The organism is Devosia naphthalenivorans, assembly GCF_003056355.1.
GTDB classification, from domain to species: Bacteria; Pseudomonadota; Alphaproteobacteria; order Rhizobiales; family Devosiaceae; genus Devosia; species Devosia naphthalenivorans.
Genome location: NZ_PYVW01000016.1, coordinates 90,861 through 107,062, shown reverse-complemented (window position 1 = coordinate 107,062; position 16,202 = coordinate 90,861). Strand labels below are relative to the sequence as shown.

11 protein-coding genes and 3 pseudogenes are annotated in these 16,202 nt (G+C 57.0%); 8 read left to right on the top strand and 6 right to left on the bottom strand.

Going from position 1 to position 16,202, the window contains the following annotated elements; translation table 11 throughout:
* Nucleotides 1-3 precede the first annotated feature (3 nt).
* Complete coding sequence (locus C8264_RS17750; RefSeq protein ID WP_108462319.1) at nt 4-1,257, bottom strand: site-specific integrase; 1,254 nt, start codon at nt 1,255-1,257, stop codon at nt 4-6.
* 20 nt (nt 1,258-1,277) lie between these two features.
* Here C8264_RS17750 and C8264_RS17745 point away from each other — a divergent pair, with 20 nt between their 5' ends.
* Together C8264_RS17745 and C8264_RS17740 are read left to right on the top strand one after the other, a co-directional pair.
* Complete coding sequence (locus C8264_RS17745) at nt 1,278-1,664, top strand: helix-turn-helix domain-containing protein (protein ID WP_342748710.1); 387 nt, start codon at nt 1,278-1,280, stop codon at nt 1,662-1,664.
* 225 nt (nt 1,665-1,889) lie between these two features.
* Nucleotides 1,890-3,542, top strand: a complete 1,653-nt coding sequence (locus C8264_RS17740) for a coiled-coil domain-containing protein (protein WP_108462317.1) — start codon at nt 1,890-1,892, stop codon at nt 3,540-3,542.
* 379 nt (nt 3,543-3,921) lie between these two features.
* Here C8264_RS17740 and C8264_RS22970 read toward each other — a convergent pair whose 3' ends face one another.
* A complete protein-coding gene (locus C8264_RS22970) occupies nt 3,922-4,200 on the bottom strand; it encodes a helix-turn-helix transcriptional regulator (RefSeq protein WP_108462316.1) in 279 nt (92 codons plus the stop codon).
* An 87-nt stretch (nt 4,201-4,287) separates the two neighbouring features.
* Between C8264_RS22970 and C8264_RS17730 the strand changes: the two genes are divergently transcribed.
* The 3 genes and pseudogenes from C8264_RS17730 to C8264_RS17720 form a co-directional block, all read left to right on the top strand.
* Nucleotides 4,288-5,484, top strand: a complete 1,197-nt coding sequence (locus tag C8264_RS17730; protein ID WP_108462315.1) for a site-specific integrase — start codon at nt 4,288-4,290, stop codon at nt 5,482-5,484.
* Nucleotides 5,485-6,313: 829 nt separating this feature from the next.
* Nucleotides 6,314-6,910: pseudogene (istB, locus tag C8264_RS17725) on the top strand (IS21-like element helper ATPase IstB); the annotation flags it as partial.
* Nucleotides 6,911-6,964: 54 nt separating this feature from the next.
* A pseudogene (locus C8264_RS17720) lies at nt 6,965-7,513 on the top strand (transposase); the annotation flags it as partial.
* Between the two features lie 211 nt (nt 7,514-7,724).
* On the opposite strand, the gene C8264_RS17715 reads toward C8264_RS17720, so the two are convergent.
* Both C8264_RS17715 and C8264_RS17710 read right to left on the bottom strand, forming a co-directional pair.
* Complete coding sequence (locus tag C8264_RS17715; RefSeq protein WP_162783740.1) at nt 7,725-9,062, bottom strand: calcium-binding protein; 1,338 nt, start codon at nt 9,060-9,062, stop codon at nt 7,725-7,727.
* A 329-nt stretch (nt 9,063-9,391) separates the two neighbouring features.
* Nucleotides 9,392-9,690 (bottom strand): annotated as a pseudogene (locus tag C8264_RS17710) (ATP-binding protein); the annotation flags it as partial.
* A 272-nt stretch (nt 9,691-9,962) separates the two neighbouring features.
* Here C8264_RS17710 and C8264_RS17705 point away from each other — a divergent pair.
* The 3 genes from C8264_RS17705 (at nt 9,963) to C8264_RS17695 (ending at nt 14,045) form a co-directional block, all read left to right on the top strand.
* A complete protein-coding gene (locus C8264_RS17705; protein WP_108462313.1) occupies nt 9,963-11,678 on the top strand; it encodes a type I secretion system permease/ATPase in 1,716 nt (571 codons plus the stop codon).
* Between the two features lie 18 nt (nt 11,679-11,696).
* A complete protein-coding gene (locus tag C8264_RS17700; RefSeq protein ID WP_108462312.1) occupies nt 11,697-12,989 on the top strand; it encodes an HlyD family type I secretion periplasmic adaptor subunit in 1,293 nt (430 codons plus the stop codon).
* Between the two features lie 105 nt (nt 12,990-13,094).
* Nucleotides 13,095-14,045, top strand: coding sequence for a glycosyltransferase family 2 protein (locus C8264_RS17695; protein WP_108462311.1), 951 nt, complete (start codon nt 13,095-13,097; stop codon nt 14,043-14,045).
* A gap of 28 nt (nt 14,046-14,073) precedes the next feature.
* Here C8264_RS17695 and rfbD read toward each other — a convergent pair whose 3' ends face one another.
* Both rfbD and rfbB read right to left on the bottom strand, forming a co-directional pair.
* A complete protein-coding gene (rfbD, locus tag C8264_RS17690) occupies nt 14,074-14,952 on the bottom strand; it encodes a dTDP-4-dehydrorhamnose reductase (RefSeq protein ID WP_108462310.1) in 879 nt (292 codons plus the stop codon).
* On the bottom strand, nt 14,949-16,019 hold the full coding sequence (gene rfbB / locus C8264_RS17685; protein WP_108462309.1) for a dTDP-glucose 4,6-dehydratase: 1,071 nt from the start codon (nt 16,017-16,019) through the stop codon (nt 14,949-14,951). Before rfbB ends, rfbD begins: the two co-directional genes overlap by 4 nt.
* Between the last annotated feature and the right edge of the window lie 183 nt (nt 16,020-16,202).

Genomic DNA, 16,202 nt, shown 5'->3' with positions numbered 1-16,202 from the left:
CTCCTACCTTGTGGCTAGAAGCCGAACAGGGCGCTGCCGCTCACGTGGAGGTAGGCGGGTCCGCGAGGCGGTCCCCTCTATGAGTGGAGGCGCGGCAGCCTCGCCGGAGAACGCGAACGCAGCGGCCCTATTCACCGCATCGGAGAGCGTTTCGTTAGCAAGGTGGGCATAGCGCTGGGTCGTTTTGATGTTGGAGTGCCCAAGTAGCGTCTGGACTTCGAAGATTGACCTGCCGCTGTTGACGAGAAAACTCGCAAAGGAGTGCCGAAGGTCATGGATGCGGAACTCCGGCATTCCGGCCCGCTTGCGGGCTGTATTCCACGCAACGAAGATCGTATGGTAAGGCCGACCCGTATCAGGATTGGGGAACAAGTGGTCTGAGTTGCCGCGAGAGGGCAGGGCTTCGAGCAGTTGCAGAGCGAAGTCACTCAGCTGCACCTTGCGCTCCCGCCCCGACTTGGTGATGGGGATAACCCAGACCTTGTGCTGGAAGTCGATGTCGGCCCAACCTGCTTTCAAAGCCTCCTGCTTCCGCGCCCCTGTGAGCAGCATGAAACGGACGATTGAATAGAGCTGTATGTTCGCAGACTGTTGTAGGGCTTTCATCAGCCGCCCCAACTCCTCATGGCTGAGGAAGGTCTGGCGCTCGTTGTTTAGCTTGAACAGGTCCACCCCTTTAGAGGGGTTTTGCGTCATACCCTCGACGCCCCACTTGATTGCAAGATTGAAGACGTAGCGCACAAGAACCAAGATGCGGTTGGCCGTGCCAGCAGCGAGACCCTTTGCGACTATGCCATGGTGCAGCGCAGTCACATCGCCAATGGTGATGTTGTCCAGCCGCTTCTTACCCAAAAGGGGCTCAACGTGAACCCGCAGGAGGATTTCATCGCACTTCCATGACCGCTTGTATCCCTTGACGTGCCCAAGATAGCGGCCCCGCGCGAAGTCGCCGAACAGGGGGATCTGTCGCTCAGAACGCTTCTCTCCCTGCGGGTCTCGTCCGAGTGCAATCTGTGACATGACTTCAATCGTTCTTGTTCTCGCAGCAGCAAGGGATATGCTCGTAGCGTCGCCAATTTTCAGGTTTCGCTGAGCGCCGTCTTTGTCGCGATAACGAACGTAAAAAGTTCGGCCACCAGATGCTCGAACCTCCATGACAAGGCCTTTCACGCTGTCATCGGAGTAGATGATGCGCTTCATGTTCGCCGGGCAGGCAGCATTGTTGAGAAACGAGGGAGTGAACTTGGCCTTAGGCATGTTATCTCTCCGGGTGAGTGATGACGGCAGGAATAATCATGGACGTGTTAGACCCCTCATTTCCCGTACTGGTCCGGACGGCCCGAGCCATTCTGGGGTGGAGCCAAGCGGCCCTTGCTGAGCGTTCCAAGGTTTCAGAAACGTCGATCAGCCGACTTGAGCGGCTGGACGGCCCCGGTAGACCTTCGAACATGAAGAAAATCGTTGCTGCCTTCGAGAAGGCTGGGGTCCGCTTCCAAAGCGACGCAAAGGGGTTTGGCCTTTTGGTGGAGGAACCGAGCGCATCAGCAATTCGGGCAGACGTTCGGAAGCACCAGCTGGCGGAAAAAGGTGATGAGGCAGCAGCGCCCTCTACGCCGGTTCCTCAATCTCGTGTTCGTCGCAGGCGAGTGAACTTGGACTTCTAACGGCAGGAGCTTGTCGTTGGAGTGGGTAAATGTGAGTAGAGCAGCCATAGAGAGAAACTCCAGAGAAACCGGGGACTTCCTATCCCTGATTATAGGCGATAAATGGCTAGTTAGCAACCAAAAAGTGGCTTGTGGGTGGGTTGGTGCGCGTTGAAAGTCTAAGTACTTGATAGACTTAGCCAAAAGCGACCCCCGGTCCTATCGCTCACTGAAGCTCTGGCCAATTTGCAGGATGCCAATGAGGCTACTGCTGAGTTCCTCGTCACTGCCGATGGCGACGATGATGAGACCACTTCGGCTACCGAAGCCTCCCTCGAAGCAAGCCTGACCACGGCTGAGACCGATCTTGCGACTGCCCGTGCTGGTGCATCCGATCGTGTTCTGCAGGCCAACCTTGCCGATGCTCAGGAAGAACTTGCCGATGCTCAGGCTGCAGTGAATGCTGTTGCTGGCCTTTCTGCAGCTGTAGCACGCCTTCAGGCTGCTGAAGCAGCGGTAGACGCTGCCATCGAAGCTCAGTTTGAAGCCAATGCTGACGTGGCTGGTGCAGAGGCGCGCTATGAGGCTCTGAATGGCCCCGTCACCGTTAATGCAGATGGTACTGTTACTGGTCTCATCGAACTGAACGCCGACGATGAGCTGGTTCTGGCCGATGGCGTTTCGGAAGAAACTGCTGCAGGCGTAACCCTGCTGCTTCAGACTGTTCAGGCCCGCGAAGCTGCTGATGCTGCTCTCGTCACTGCTCAGGGTGAAGCTGCTGCTGCTGAGGCTCAGGTAAACACGCTGGATGTGTCCTCTTCTCCTGCTGCAGTTGCTGCTCGGACTGATCTCGAAGCTGACATCACAGCTGATGGCACCGATGCTGAGCTAGCTGCGGACGTCACGGCTGCTCAGAACGCTCTGGACGCTGACATCACTGCCGATGGTCCAGACGCTGACCTGGACGCAGCTCTGACTGACGCTCAGGACGCCCAGTCAGACTTTGCTGCTCTCGTTACTGCCTATGAAACTGCTTTTGCGGATTACGACTCGGCAGATCCAACGACAGATGCTGATTTGGAAGCTGCTTACAACGCTCTGAATGCCTACGCTCCGTCAACATTCCAGTCCCTTGCTGACGCAGCTGCGATTGCCGCTGCTAATGCAGAGACAACTGGCGAAATCGGTGCGGAAGAGGTTGAACTGGACGGCGACGTTGTTGCCGCTCAGGCTGAGGTTGATCAGCGTGCTGATCTGCGTCAGGACGTTGCTGATGCCGAGGCTGAAGTCGCCGAACGTGCTGGTCTACGAGCAGACGTAGCGACTGCTGAGCTCGATAACCCGCGGCTTGACGCTCTAGAAACAGCTCAGACGGCTGTCGAAGGTGCCGAAACGGCTCTGGAAGTTCGTGCTGAGCTGATCCAGGACGTTGCAGACGCTCAGGCTTTGGTTGACCAGCTTGAAGCTCTGCAGGACAACGAAGCAGCTGCTCTTGAGGCTCTTGAGGCTCTTGGGTTCGAGGCTCCGACCCTCGTTGACGGTGCTGAAGTTGCAACTGCAGAGGGTGACCTATACCTCTACGGTGGCGAACTGGCAGGCGATCAGAGCATCACGGGCTTCGACAGCGAAGACGCTCTGTTCATCGGTGCTGACTTCACAGCCTCCGTTGTTGCAGACGATGCCGACCTCGACAGTAACGCCAACTTCGGAAACGTCGCTGCGTTGGACATCTTCCTTCAGCAGGATGGTGCTAACACGGTCGTCTACATCGAAACCGAGACCTACGATGGTCAGCTGGACGGTGCTTTCGCTGGTGAGACCATCACCCTCGTGGGCGTCGATGCAGACACCATCAGCTTCGAGAACGGCGTACTGCGCGTTTCCGAAGCCACAGCATAACATCTAAGACTTCGGTCTTTACGGAGAACCCCGGCCTTGTGCTGGGGTTTTTCTTTTTGGAGATGCAGCTCAGGTAGAAAGCGAGATTTCGACCGACCTTGTCGTTTCCTGATAGCAGAGCTTACGTTCTGCCAAGAGTGCCTTCGGGTTCCGCCTATAACGTCTTCAGGTCCCGCTTAACCCGTTTCAGGACCGCAGTTCGTCGGCATGCCGTGGGCGGCTTTGGAGGGGGCCAGAGCGACTTAAACGGCTGATTTCAATGGGACTACGGCGAAGGAGCTTGTAGCTTTAAGGCCGTGCTACCCGCTCACCTTTGTCGGCATGCTGTCGGCAGTGGCTCTTTTGGGGCTTCGAGATGGCCATGCATCAGCCCTCTGTGTCATTCGCCCTTTGACACGAATACAGAGGACGGGGCAATGAGCTTGAACCCACCTTCCCCTAGGTCCTCGAACGTAAGCCCCGCATCGCGAAACGCTTGATCGATTGCAGCAACCGTCGAACTTCGAGCGTCAACCGCCCCCTGTTCAATGCGATGTACCGACCTCTGTGTCGACCCAATTCGGTCCGCCAGATCGACTTGGCTCCAGCCCAGAACGCCTCGTGCAGCACGGATACGTGCGCCAAGCGATGCTCGATGTACGGTAGCGGCAGCACTCACAGCTACATCATTTCAGCGATGTTTGGGGTTGAATGTGCATTGTGATCATGTGTATGTCTTAAAAAATGACATTACCGTTGGACGGCTATGCCTAAGGTCAATCTCACTGCTACCCGCATTCGTTCCGCCGCGTGTCCTGAGGGATGCGCTAAGGCTGAATACTTCGACACCGTCCTGACTGGACTTGTCTTGGAGGTGCGAGCCACAGGGCGCAAAACCTTCTACCAACGCTACACCGACAGACACGGTGCACAGCGCCAGTACAAGATCGGCACAGCAGACGTCATCACCCTTGAACAAGCTCGCCGCAAAGGACGGGCTATCAAAGCAGAAGCCTTTCTTGGTCCTGACCCTCAGCTCCAGCGACAGGAACTCAGGGCTAGCCTGACGTTATCCGAACTGGTCCAATCTCGCTACCTCCCTTATGTGCAGGAGTACAAGCGAAGCTGGAAAACCGACGAGATAATGCTCCGTCTGCATATTCTCCCAGCCTTGGGGCGGCTCTATCTAGACGAGGTGACCGCAGAGCAGATCAGTGCCATGTTGCGGACTATGCGCGTCAAAGGCTATGCCGCAGGTACAACCAATCGAGCTGTCATCCTGCTTCGCTACATCTTCAATCTTGCAAGGAAATGGAAGATCGCGGGAGTTACGGCAGAGAACCCTACTGCTCCCCTCCAGCTTGCCCCTGACGTTCACAGGGATCGTTTCCTCTCACCGGAAGAGACACGCCGTTTACTTGAATCCATTGCTGCTGATGAGAACAGAGTAGCAGCTGATGCCGTCCTGCTCTTGCTTCTGACCGGGGGAAGGCGGAACGAAATCACGCAAGCCGAATGGAAGCACATCGACTGGCGTAAGAAGACCCTGCTTGTTCCCCGGTCGAAATCAGGCAAGCCCCGTAAGATCACTCTGAGCGGGCAGGCTGTAGCGTTATTGAAGGGCATCAAACGTACTAAGGGCAACCCTTACATCTTCCCAACAGAGGCAACAGGACGCCCCTCACCATCGCTCTACGGCCCATGGGATCGTATCAGGAAGCGGGCAGGGCTGGCTGATGTCCGTTTGCATGATCTTCGGCACTCCTTTGCGAGCTTTCTGGTGAACACTGGAGTTTCCATCTATGTCGTGCAGGACCTTCTTGGGCATACGCAGCTTCGGACCACACAGCGGTATGCACATCTGAGTGATGACACGCGGAGGGATGCCACGGAAAAAGCGGCAGCTTTCATTGACCGGGCATACCAGGGCATTGCAGCGGACGGCTCTTTTCCAGCTCGCTGATTCCTCCGACATCTTTTGAGGCCTACTGTCCTGCTGGAAGGTGGGGCTTACCGCCGAAACTGGTTAGGATGACCAGAGAAGGTTACTGACAATCGTTCAGACCCGGGCAAGAGCCACCCGACCCCCATCAAGGCCGTATACTGCCTCTGAGTATTTTGGGGAAAATAGCTTGTCAAATGATCAGGCTAATTCCCTCGCCAGATTGCTTAAGGCCCGGGTTTACGTTCTCGCTGAACAGGAGGGGATAGCTTGATTATGAACATGGTGGGCATAGGTCAGGGCAAATAATGCGGACCTATTATGAGGAGCCCCCCCATGGGGCGACGATCATCTGTATCTATGGTCTAGCTAAACATACCCAATGAACCATTGAGTAGGCTGTCTCTCAATAAGCAGACACACCTTGTCACTCAATGCCCTTACTCAGCTTAGCCGAACTAGACATTACGTCCTTGTCATCGGTCCACTTCATAGCTGGATAAGACCAACACAGACCACCCGCTAGAACTCCTCCAGAAGCCATAGAGAGAGTCCACTGAGGGCAGGTTAGTGGAGGCAGCTAGGGCTATCCACTCCCAAGCAGATGCTATGCCTAGCCTTTAACCAAGCTGAGGAAATGCCTTGTCACATACAGGGCACGACATCCTCTTCAACAAGCATGCACTCCGGCTTTTACAGCTGTCATCATGATGGGGGCAGCTTAGTTGAGTATGGGCAATGATAGCCGATAATGCGGACCTATTATAAGGAGGCGCCCATGGGCCGACGAATAAGGGTTCAATGTGGTTGTGGGCAGGTGCTCACTAGGAGGTGTCAGATCAAAGGTAGGCGCGACCTCAATGGCTTCGACTTCTCCAGCAGCGAGATCAATGAGGCCCTGGTCCGCCAGCTCCATCGCTGCGACTTCATCGAGGACGCCAACAATATCGTTCTGGTCGGTGGCCCGGGAACCGGCAAGACCCACATCGCCACGGCCGTCGGTGTGCAGGCCATCGAGCATCATCAGAAACGCGTCCGCTTCTTCTCGACCGTCGAGCTGGTCAATGCGCTCGAGCAGGAGAAAATGCAGGGGCGAGCCGGCCAGATCGCCGGCCGCCTGGCTCACTGTGATCTCGTCATCCTTGATGAGCTTGGCTACCTGCCGTTCAGCGCTTCAGGCGGCGCCTTGCTCTTCCACCTGCTCAGCAGGCTCTACGAGCATACCAGCGTGGTCATCACCACCAATCTCAGCTTCAGCGAATGGGCCAGCGTCTTCGGCGATGCCAAGATGACCACTGCGCTGCTCGACCGGCTCACCCACCACTGCCACATCCTGGAGACCGGAAACGACAGCTTCCGCTTCAAGAACAGCTCGGCCCATCCGCCATCAAACCCAAAGGAGAAACCCAGACACTTGACCACCACACCTGACCCAGAACACAACTAAAAGGCGGGTCACTTCTCAGTGGAAAGCCAGGGTCACTTCTCGGCGGAAATCAACACCTACTTCAAGATCATTGGCTGGGGCTGGATGTATCCGTCCACCGTGCTCGACGACTACTCGCGCTACATCATTGCCTGGAAGCTATGCAGCACCATGCGAGCCGAGGACGTCACCGACACGCTGGACATGGCGCTGGCCGCTTCTGGCTGCGACCAGGCCCATGTGCATCACAAACCCCGGCTGCTCAGTGACAACGGCCCGAGCTACATCGCCGGTGAACTGGCGGACTATATCGAGGCTCAAGCCATGAGCCATGTCCGGGGCGCTCCAATGCATCCCCAGACCCAGGGCAAGATCGAGCGCTGGCACCAGACCCTCAAGAACCGCATCCTGTTGGAGAACTACTTCCTGCCCGGCGACCTCGAGGCCCAGATCGGCGCCTTCGTCGAGCATTACAACCACCGGCGCTATCATGAGAGCCTGGCCAACGTAACGCCAGCCGACGCCTACTTCGGCAGGGCCGCAGCCATCATCAAGCAACGCGAAAGGATCAAACGCCAGACCATCCAGCATCGGCGCTTGCAGCACCGCAAGATCGCCGCATAACATCAACCCAAAGACGAGACCGACACTCCGCTAATCTAAGCCGCAAACTGAGCCAAATGGTCTGACGACGGACACGCCAAATGATCTGACGACGGACAGTGGAACACCATCAGTCGTCTGCCCGATATCATCAGACATGCCACATGCTGGAGCTACCTCAAGGCCTGCGTCAGGCTAGACCTAAAGTATTTTAGCTCGCATTTCAGCGCGGTCACGCGAAGAGATCGTAGGTCCCTAGCGAACGCCCCTCATTTATACCGTGGTTGAGCCAGTGCTCAAGCGGATTGATGCCCGCATCCGCAACGTCTTCGTTGGCACTTAGATAGGCAACGGTGTCAAACAGACTGCCGGTTTCACGCCCTTCTTTCCAACCAAATTGATTGTAGTGCTCGTACGGGTTCATACCTGCAGCAGCTACGTCTTCGTTTTCGGCCAAATACCCGTTCGTGTCGAAGTAGGAGTTAGGATTTCGCCCTTCTCTCCACCCAAAATTCTCGAAATGGACAAGCTCATCCATTCCGGCAGCTGCCACGTCCGCGTTTGTCGCTCGATAGTAACCACGATCGAGGCCGTTGGTGGTTTGGGGATCGAAGACAGCAAGTGCAGTGTCACGGCCCTCAGCGTAGCCGTGCAAAAGGTAATGCTCCAGAGGATCTATTCCCGCTGCGGCAACGTCCGGGTTGGCGGCGAGGTAGAAGTTAGTGTCAAACGACTGCCCAGCGTCCTTGCCTTCCCTCCACCCAAATTGGGCGAAATGGTCGAGCGGGTTAATTCCTGCCGCTTTCACGTCACTATTGGCCGCGAGATAATCTGACGTGTCGAAAATTTCGTTGGGGTTTCGTCCTTCCCGCCAGCCAGCCGTAGCGTAATGGGACTCGGGGTCAAGTCTGGCACCAAACACGTCTCTGTAAGTGCTCGTGTAATAGCGGTCGTCTATAAGCCAATTGCCGTCACCGTAATCAATCATGACGTCAGTGAAGCGGACCTGTTCAAACCCCGCTAGCTGGACTTCGTTGACACCGTCAGAGAACCAAAGGGCGCTCTCCCCAAACACAACAGTGGAACTTGGATATGCATAGAAGGAGCTGAACGGCAAAACAGCTGTGTCCAACCCCTGATCACCCATCAGGATGTCGTTTCCACCTCCACTTTCCATCCAATCGTCACCGGAATAGCCGAACAAAATGTCGTCAAGTGTACTTCCGTAGAAAATGTCGTTTCCGGAAAGGAGGGTCGAGTACGCCTCTTCCGTGCGATTGTACTGTGACCAATATTGAAGCTGTGACACGGGAACAGCAATGTTCTGCACATCAAAGGCTAAGTAAGACCCATGGTTTTGGTCGTCAAAAAGCCGTGTGACCGTTCCCGCAACAGGGCTGCCATTCTGGTATTGAAAACCAAAGCCTTCGAATCCCGCTCCGAAATAAGGGTTGAAACTATAGTATCCGTCGAAATAAGTGGAAGTGGCTGTAGTTGGGACAAGATATTGCCAATTACCTACTTGAGCTGAGCTCATATCCGTTGCGGAGTAAGCACGTACTACAGCCATTGCAATCACCCGTTGACTAGATCGTTTCTAATCGTGGACCGCGCCGAGATGGGCGTCAAGGTGCGCAGTATCTTGTTCAGCGTACAATTCGCCTGCCAGACTTCGGAACTACAACCAAAGGGACCAAACCCATCGCTGGAGCGAAGACAAAGGCAACCGCCTGTGACTGGTTTGTGACCAGAGACGAATCAAGGGCTGCAGCGTGGTGCTAATCCGGGGAATTGACGGCAGATAGTAGGGCTATGCCAGGACCACCCACCCCTAGCTGATAAACCCGGGTGAAGTATCCCTCAGTGGGAAGCTCATACCTTGGGACGCCGAGGGCTGTGGATATGGGTCTTGCCGGTGCCAAGACCACCGATCAGCACCACATTGTCAGCGCCTTCGATGAAGGTGCCGCGATGGAGTTGCTGGACTGAGGCCTCATTGATCTCGCTGGAGGCAAAGTCGAAGCCCGTCAGATCCTTGTAAGCGGGGAAGCGGGCCCCCTTGAGGTGATAGGTGATGGACCTCACCTCCCGCTCGGCAAGTTCGGCTTGAGCAGTTGGGACAGGATCGGCACTGTGGCATCGAAGGCGGGCGCACCCTGTTCGATCAGCTCGTCCACGGCCTAGGCCATGCCATACATCTTGAGGCTGCGCAGCAGCCAACTGGTTATGTCGCACCGGCGTACAATGGCATTCAGAAGACCAGTGAGGGCCACAGGGCTGTATCGGGCTCCGGTGAGGCGGTGAGAACGTTTCATCTGGCCTTCAATTGTCATTGATCTTGGCGTCGCGTGCGCCTCTCGTACTTTGCCTTTGATTGCCAGCAACAGGCTTTCTGTGTATGGAAGGCCAGCGGCCCTCAACACGTTGGTGACAACGCTTCGTCCGTTCGGCACACTTCCCGGGAAAACCCATGGCGCCAAAGACACCTCTCGACGCGGCATATGCAAAATTCCGCACCATTGGTCTGACTACCTTCGCATTTTCCTTTGCCATCAATTGCCTGCAGTTCGTTGCGCCGCTCTACATGCTGCAGATTTATGATCGCGTGCTTGGCACCCGTAACGAGACCACTCTGCTGATGATCTCGATGATTACCCTGTTCCTCATGGTGGTCTTTGGTGTGCTCGAATGGATCCGTTCCCGGGTGCTGGTCCGCGCCGGCATGCAGTTCGATCAGGTACTCTCGGACGAAATCTTCTCCCGCGCCGTCAAGTTGCGCCTGATGAACCCCAATGGCGGCGCTGAATATGTGCTGTCCGATGGCAATAAGATCCGGGAATTTCTGACCGGTTCGGGCATTCTCGCCTTCTTTGACGCCCCATGGGTGCCGTTCTTTATCTTCATCTGTTTCCTGTTTCACCCCTGGCTCGGCTTCCTAGCCCTGGGCGGCAGCGTGGTTATCTTTTCCCTGGCGCTGCTCAATGAATTTGCCACCAAGCGCCAGCTCAAGGAGGCCAACACAGCCAGCCAGAATGCTAGCCAATTTGCCGGCGCCGTGCTGCAGAACGCCGAGGTGATCCGCTCCATGGGCATGGAGCGCGCCCTGGGCCAACGCTGGCAGGACCGGCACGGCGCGATGCTCGACGCCCAGGCCGAGGCCAGCGACAAGGCCGGCGGTATCCTGACGTTTCAGAAAACCTTCCGCATGATCCTGCAATCGGCGATTTTGGGCATTGGTGCGTTTCTCGCCATTGAGCAGCAGATCTCTCCCGGTATCATGATCGCAACTTCTATCATGATGGGCCGCGCTCTGCAGCCAGTGGAGCAGGCCGTAGGTCAGTGGAAGCAGTTCATTGCCGCCCGCCAGGCGCATGACCGCTTGAAAAATCTATTTGCTACCGTTCCGGGCGACGAACAACGCATCGATTTACCGACGCCCCAGGGTGCTTTGGCGGTCGAGGCCCTGACTTCGCTTGTTCCCGGCACCAAGACACCCTTCCTGCGCAATATCAATTTTGCGCTGAAGCCGGGCGAAACTCTGGCTCTGGTCGGCCCCTCCGGTTCGGGGAAGTCCAGTTTGGTGCGCAACATCGCGGGCGTGTGGCCCGCCGTCGCCGGCACAGTGCGCATCGATGGCGCCGATATTTCCCATTGGAATGCCGAGCAGCTTGGACAGCACCTAGGCTATCTCCCCCAGGAAGTGCGCCTGTTTGCCGGCACCATCGCTGAAAACATCTCTCGCTTCACATCGGGCGAATCTGAAGCCGTGATCAAGGCCGCCATTATGGCCGGCGTTCATGACATGATCCTCCGCCGCCCTGAAGGCTACGAGACCCAAGTGGGCGACAATGGCCAGCAGCTTTCTGGTGGCCAGCGCCAGCGTATTGGCCTAGCCCGTGCCATGTACGGCGACCCACGCATCGTCATTCTGGACGAGCCCAATGCCAACCTTGATAGCGATGGCGAGACGGCGCTTTTTGAAGCGGTGAAGGCCATGAAGGCCGCTGGCACTACGGTGATCCTGGTGACGCACAAGACCAACCTCCTGACAATTTGCGACAGAGCCCTGGTGCTGCGCGAGGGCGCCGTGCAGGCCTTTACGACGCCAGGGGAAATCCTTAAGCCCAAAGCGCCCTCCATCCAGGCGGTGCCTAAGCCCGCCAATCTGGATTCGCAGCGCGCCTGACGCAGAAAGACCATTGCCATGAAGCGCAAATCCAATCCAAAACCCTTCATCATCGCCGGTTATACCGTGATCGGGCTTACCTTTGGGGTTGCGGGGGTCTGGGCCTCAACCGCCCGGCTGGACAGCGCGGTGATTGCGCCTGGCATGATCGACGTGGCCTCCAACCGCAAACAGGTCCAGCATCTGGAAGGCGGGGTCATCGAGGAAATTCTCGTCAAGGAGGGCCAGAGCGTCAAGGAAGGCGATGTCCTAATCGGCCTTAACCAAGTGCAGGCCTGGTCCGAGTTGCGCGTTTTCGAAATCCGTCTGCGCATCGCTCAGGCCATGGAGGCCCGCCTGCTTGCTGAGCGGCGAATGGACCCCGAAATTACTCTATCGAGCAGCGTCAAGGCGGAGACCTCGGACCAGGTCCAGTCTGCCATTGCCGACCAGCAGGAGATATTTGAAAGCCGCCAGTCGATCCTGCGCTCCAAGGTCGATATTTTGACCAATCGGATCAATCAGCTGCGGCGGGAGTATGAAGGCCTTGAGCAGCAGAAGGTTTTCTATCGTGAACGTGCCGCGTTGCTCTCCACCCGGTTAGAGCGGATGCGCCCGGGGTTGGAGTCGGCAGTGATTCAGACCAACGCCTTTACCACCTATGAAGAAGAACATGTCGAGGTGGAAGCCAACGTGGCGCGGATGGATACCGAGATGGCCAAGGTTGAAAAATCGATCGGAGAGACCGAATTTCAGATCCTGCAGGCACAGCAGGAGTATCAGGAGCGCGCGAGCTCGGAATACGAAGAGGTCAGCGGAGAGGTCCAAGAGCTGATCCAGCGAGTTACCGCAACCAAGGACGTGCTGTTCCGGACGCAGATCCGCAGCCCCGTGGAAGGTACCGTTGAGACGCTGAAGTTCCACACCGTTGGCGGCGTTGTCAAACCCGGTGAAGTCGTTCTTGAAATCCTGCCGGCTGCCGATCAGTTCGTGATCGAGGCACGCGTGGCGCCCATCGATATCGACAGCGTCCGGCCCGGCCTGCAGGCTGAAGTTAAGCTCACTGCCTTCCCGGGCCGGTTTATGCCGGTGATTATGGGTGAAGTGGATTCGGTCTCCAACCTCACTATCGACCTCCAGGACGGCAAGACACCGCCTTTTTACCGCGCCCGCATCATTGTCAGCAAAGGCATGGTGCCAGACGATGTCGAACAAAGGCTGACGGTCGATATGCCGGCCGACGTCCTGATTTCGACTGGAGAACGCACGGTGATGGAGTACCTAACGTCTCCGCTATCCGATGCCGTGCGCAAGGGCATGCGCGAACAATAGCATTTGGCGACATTTTCGGCCTCTCCAATGGCCGGCCGCTGGTAAGGGAAGCCGCGCACTTTCCTAACCAGGCCAGCGCAACCTCGCAGAGATCGATTGTCTTTGATGCCGCTTAACCGCTCACAAATTGCTCCCCCCTCTACCCGGCCCGTAGCGGTTCTGCTTGCGACCTACAACGGCGCAGCGTTCCTTGACGAGCAGCTCCGCTCCATCCTTGAGCAAACCCATCCCCGGATTGACATCTGGGCGAGCGATGACGGCTCAAGCGATGCAACTGTTGCCATTCTGGCCAAATGGGCGGCCAAGTGGACCAAGGGACAGTTTCGCATCTGCGCCGGTCCCCGGTTGGGTTTCGCGGAGAATTTCCGCTCGCTGATGGTTAGCGTATCGGGCGACTACGTCGGATACTGCTTCTCGGATCAGGATGATGTCTGGCTGCCCGCCAAGATCGAGCGGGCACTTGCCGCAACTGCGGATACCCCGTCGCCGGTTCTTTATGGCGCCCGCACGAAACTGGTCGATGTGAACGGTAGCCCCATCGGGTTCTCGCCATTGTGGGAGCGCCAGATGGGCTTCCAGAACGCTCTGGTTCAAAGCATGGCCGGCGGCAATACCATGACGCTCAACCCCCCCGCCTTTGCGCTTCTAGCCGAAAGTGCGCGCCGCACCAGCTTTGTAACGCATGACTGGTGGGCCTATATGCTGACGACGGGCTGCGGTGGTAAAGCTGTGTACGACCCTGAACCGAACCTGCTTTACCGGCAGCACGCCAACAACGTGCTAGGCAAGAACAGCGGATTGACCGCGAACCTGCGACGGATCGGGGGTGTCGTGAAGGGGCAGTTCCGCGAGTGGACAGCTGGCAACATCGCAGGGCTTGAGGCCTGTGCGGATATGCTCACCCCGTCCGCCCGCATCACCTTGAGGCACCTTAAAGATGCCCATACCGCCACGCCACCTTTGGGCTTGATCTCCGTTTTTCGCTCCCGGGTCTACCGGCAGAACCTGCGGGCCAATGCAATGATGTGGCTAGCCGGAGCAATGGGTTGGCTTTAGCGCAAGGGTAGTTGCTGCTCCCATTGCCTTAGCGGGGAAGCATTGTCTCGCTGAAGCGCCGCACGCCTTCTCTCCAGTGGGGAGGAGCATAGCCGAACGTTTGGGAGAAGAGCGTGGTGTCGAGGCGGGAGTTGGTAGGTCGCTTCGCCGGCGTGGGGTAATCTTTGGTTGCAATCGGTTCGACCCGAGCCCATGGACCGCCGCGCTGGCGCGAATGTTCGAACACCGCGGCAGCAAAGTCGGCCCAGCTTGTGTCGCCCTCATTGGTGAGGTGAAAAAGGCCGCGCCAATCGCCGTTGCTTCGCGTGCGTATCGAATTGACCACCGCGGCAACGGCGTCGGCAATATAGGGGGCGTAAGTTGGCGTCCCATGCTGGTCGGCAACTACCCGCACCACCTCGCGCTCGCCAGCAAGCCGCAGCATTGTCTTGGCGAAATTGTGCCCCCATGGCGAATAAACCCAAGCCGTGCGAAGGATCACGTGGTCTGGATTGGCCCTCGCCACGGCCTTCTCTCCCGCTAGCTTAGAGCAGCCATAAACGCTTTGAGGATCGGGGGTGTCTGTTTCCACGTATGGTGAAGTTTTGTGGCCATCGAACACGTAGTCTGTCGAAATATGAACGAGGGGTATTCCGGCCAACTTCGCCGCTGCGGCAACATGCTCAGCGCCATCCCGGTTTACGGCAAAGGCAAGATCCTGCTCGCTCTCTGCCTTGTCGACGGCGGTGTAAGCTGCCGGATTGATCACGACATCGGGCGAGTAGTTGGTGATCGCGGCGCCGATCGTATCCCGATCCAGCAGATCCAGCTCCGGCCGTCCAACGCAACGAACCGACAATGCATCGCTGTTGAGCTGCGCGAGAGCACGCGCGAGTTGTCCATCGCGGCCGATGACCAGGATCCTCATGGCTTAGCCCAGCCCGCCGTTCCAAGGCGTTCTCCGGCGTAAGAGCGCTCGCGGATGGGCCGCCACCAGGCTTCGTTGGCCAAATACCAGTCAATGGTCTTCGAGATGCCGCTGGAAAAAGACTCCTGCGCGCGCCAGCCGAGTTCGCGCTCTATTTTTGTGGGGTCAACGGCGTAGCGTCGATCATGCCCGGGCCGGTCCGAAACAAACCGGATCAACTCGCCATAACTGGCTCCTCCCGCCCTGGGCCGCTTGGCGTCGAGCAGTTCACATATTGTCTCAACCACTGATAGATTTGTCCTCTCTGCGCGTCCACCCACATTATAGCTTTCCCCCGCTATTCCCTGGGTGACAATAAGCTGCAGGGCACGCGCGTGATCCTCAACAAAAAGCCAGTCACGCACATTGTTGCCTGCTCCATAGATGGGTAGCTCTTTTTCGTGGAGGGCGTTCAGAATAACCAGCGGGACCAGCTTTTCGGGATAGTGATAAGGACCGTAATTGTTTGAACAATTCGAAACCACCGCCGGCAGACCATAGGTACGGTGCCACGATCTTACGAGGTGGTCGGAGGCGGCCTTGGAAGCGGAATAGGGCGATGAAGGATCATATGCCGTCTCCTCAGTGAAAATGCCCTCGTCGAAGGGTAGATCACCGAACACTTCATCTGTGGAGATGTGGTGAAACCGGAACTGCTCCTGCATTGTCACTGGAAGCTCCCGCCAATAGGCAAGGGCAGCATTTAAAAGATTAAAGGTTCCCACGACATTGGTCTGGATGAACGCACCGGGCCCGTCAATTGATCGATCAACATGGCTTTCGGCCGCAAGATGCATGACATGGGTGATGCACTCAGCCCGCATTATTTCCAGAACTTTGTTCTCGTCGCAGATGTCCACCCGATAAAACCGGCAACTATTCAGACCATTGTCCAACTTTATAGAAGACAAGTTCCCCGCATAGGTGAGCTTGTCAACGACGATAACGTTGGTTGTCTTCTGCTCAGACAGCAGTCGAACCACTGCAGAGCCGATAAACCCTGCGCCACCGGTTACAAGAATATTCATTGGCATCTCCGTCAGTTCCAATCCGCGGCAAGGCTCCTATTGCCTCACCCCCACCTATGGCCAGCTGCGGCTCAGGCTGGTCACAGATTTGCAATGTACCAGGGACTGCCAAAGAGCCAGGGGTTTCCTTGCAGGCAACATCCCGGCGCTATACTCCCAACGATGTTGCACCAGCTCCATGGC

What these genes read in the sequence shown, in the direction of transcription:
- C8264_RS17750 (WP_108462319.1), bottom strand. Translation starts at nt 1,257, where the DNA reads ATGCCTAAGGCCAAGTTCACTCCCTCGTTTCTCAACAATGCTGCCTGC.
- C8264_RS17745 (WP_342748710.1), top strand. Translation starts at nt 1,278, where the DNA reads ATGACGGCAGGAATAATCATGGACGTGTTAGACCCCTCATTTCCCGTA.
- C8264_RS17730 (WP_108462315.1), top strand. Translation starts at nt 4,288, where the DNA reads ATGCCTAAGGTCAATCTCACTGCTACCCGCATTCGTTCCGCCGCGTGT.
- C8264_RS17715 (WP_162783740.1), bottom strand. Translation starts at nt 9,062, where the DNA reads ATGGCTGTAGTACGTGCTTACTCCGCAACGGATATGAGCTCAGCTCAA.
- C8264_RS17705 (WP_108462313.1), top strand. Translation starts at nt 9,963, where the DNA reads ATGGCGCCAAAGACACCTCTCGACGCGGCATATGCAAAATTCCGCACC.
- C8264_RS17700 (WP_108462312.1), top strand. Translation starts at nt 11,697, where the DNA reads ATGAAGCGCAAATCCAATCCAAAACCCTTCATCATCGCCGGTTATACC.
- C8264_RS17695 (WP_108462311.1), top strand. Translation starts at nt 13,095, where the DNA reads ATGCCGCTTAACCGCTCACAAATTGCTCCCCCCTCTACCCGGCCCGTA.
- rfbD (WP_108462310.1), bottom strand. Translation starts at nt 14,952, where the DNA reads ATGAGGATCCTGGTCATCGGCCGCGATGGACAACTCGCGCGTGCTCTC.
- rfbB (WP_108462309.1), bottom strand. Translation starts at nt 16,019, where the DNA reads ATGAATATTCTTGTAACCGGTGGCGCAGGGTTTATCGGCTCTGCAGTG.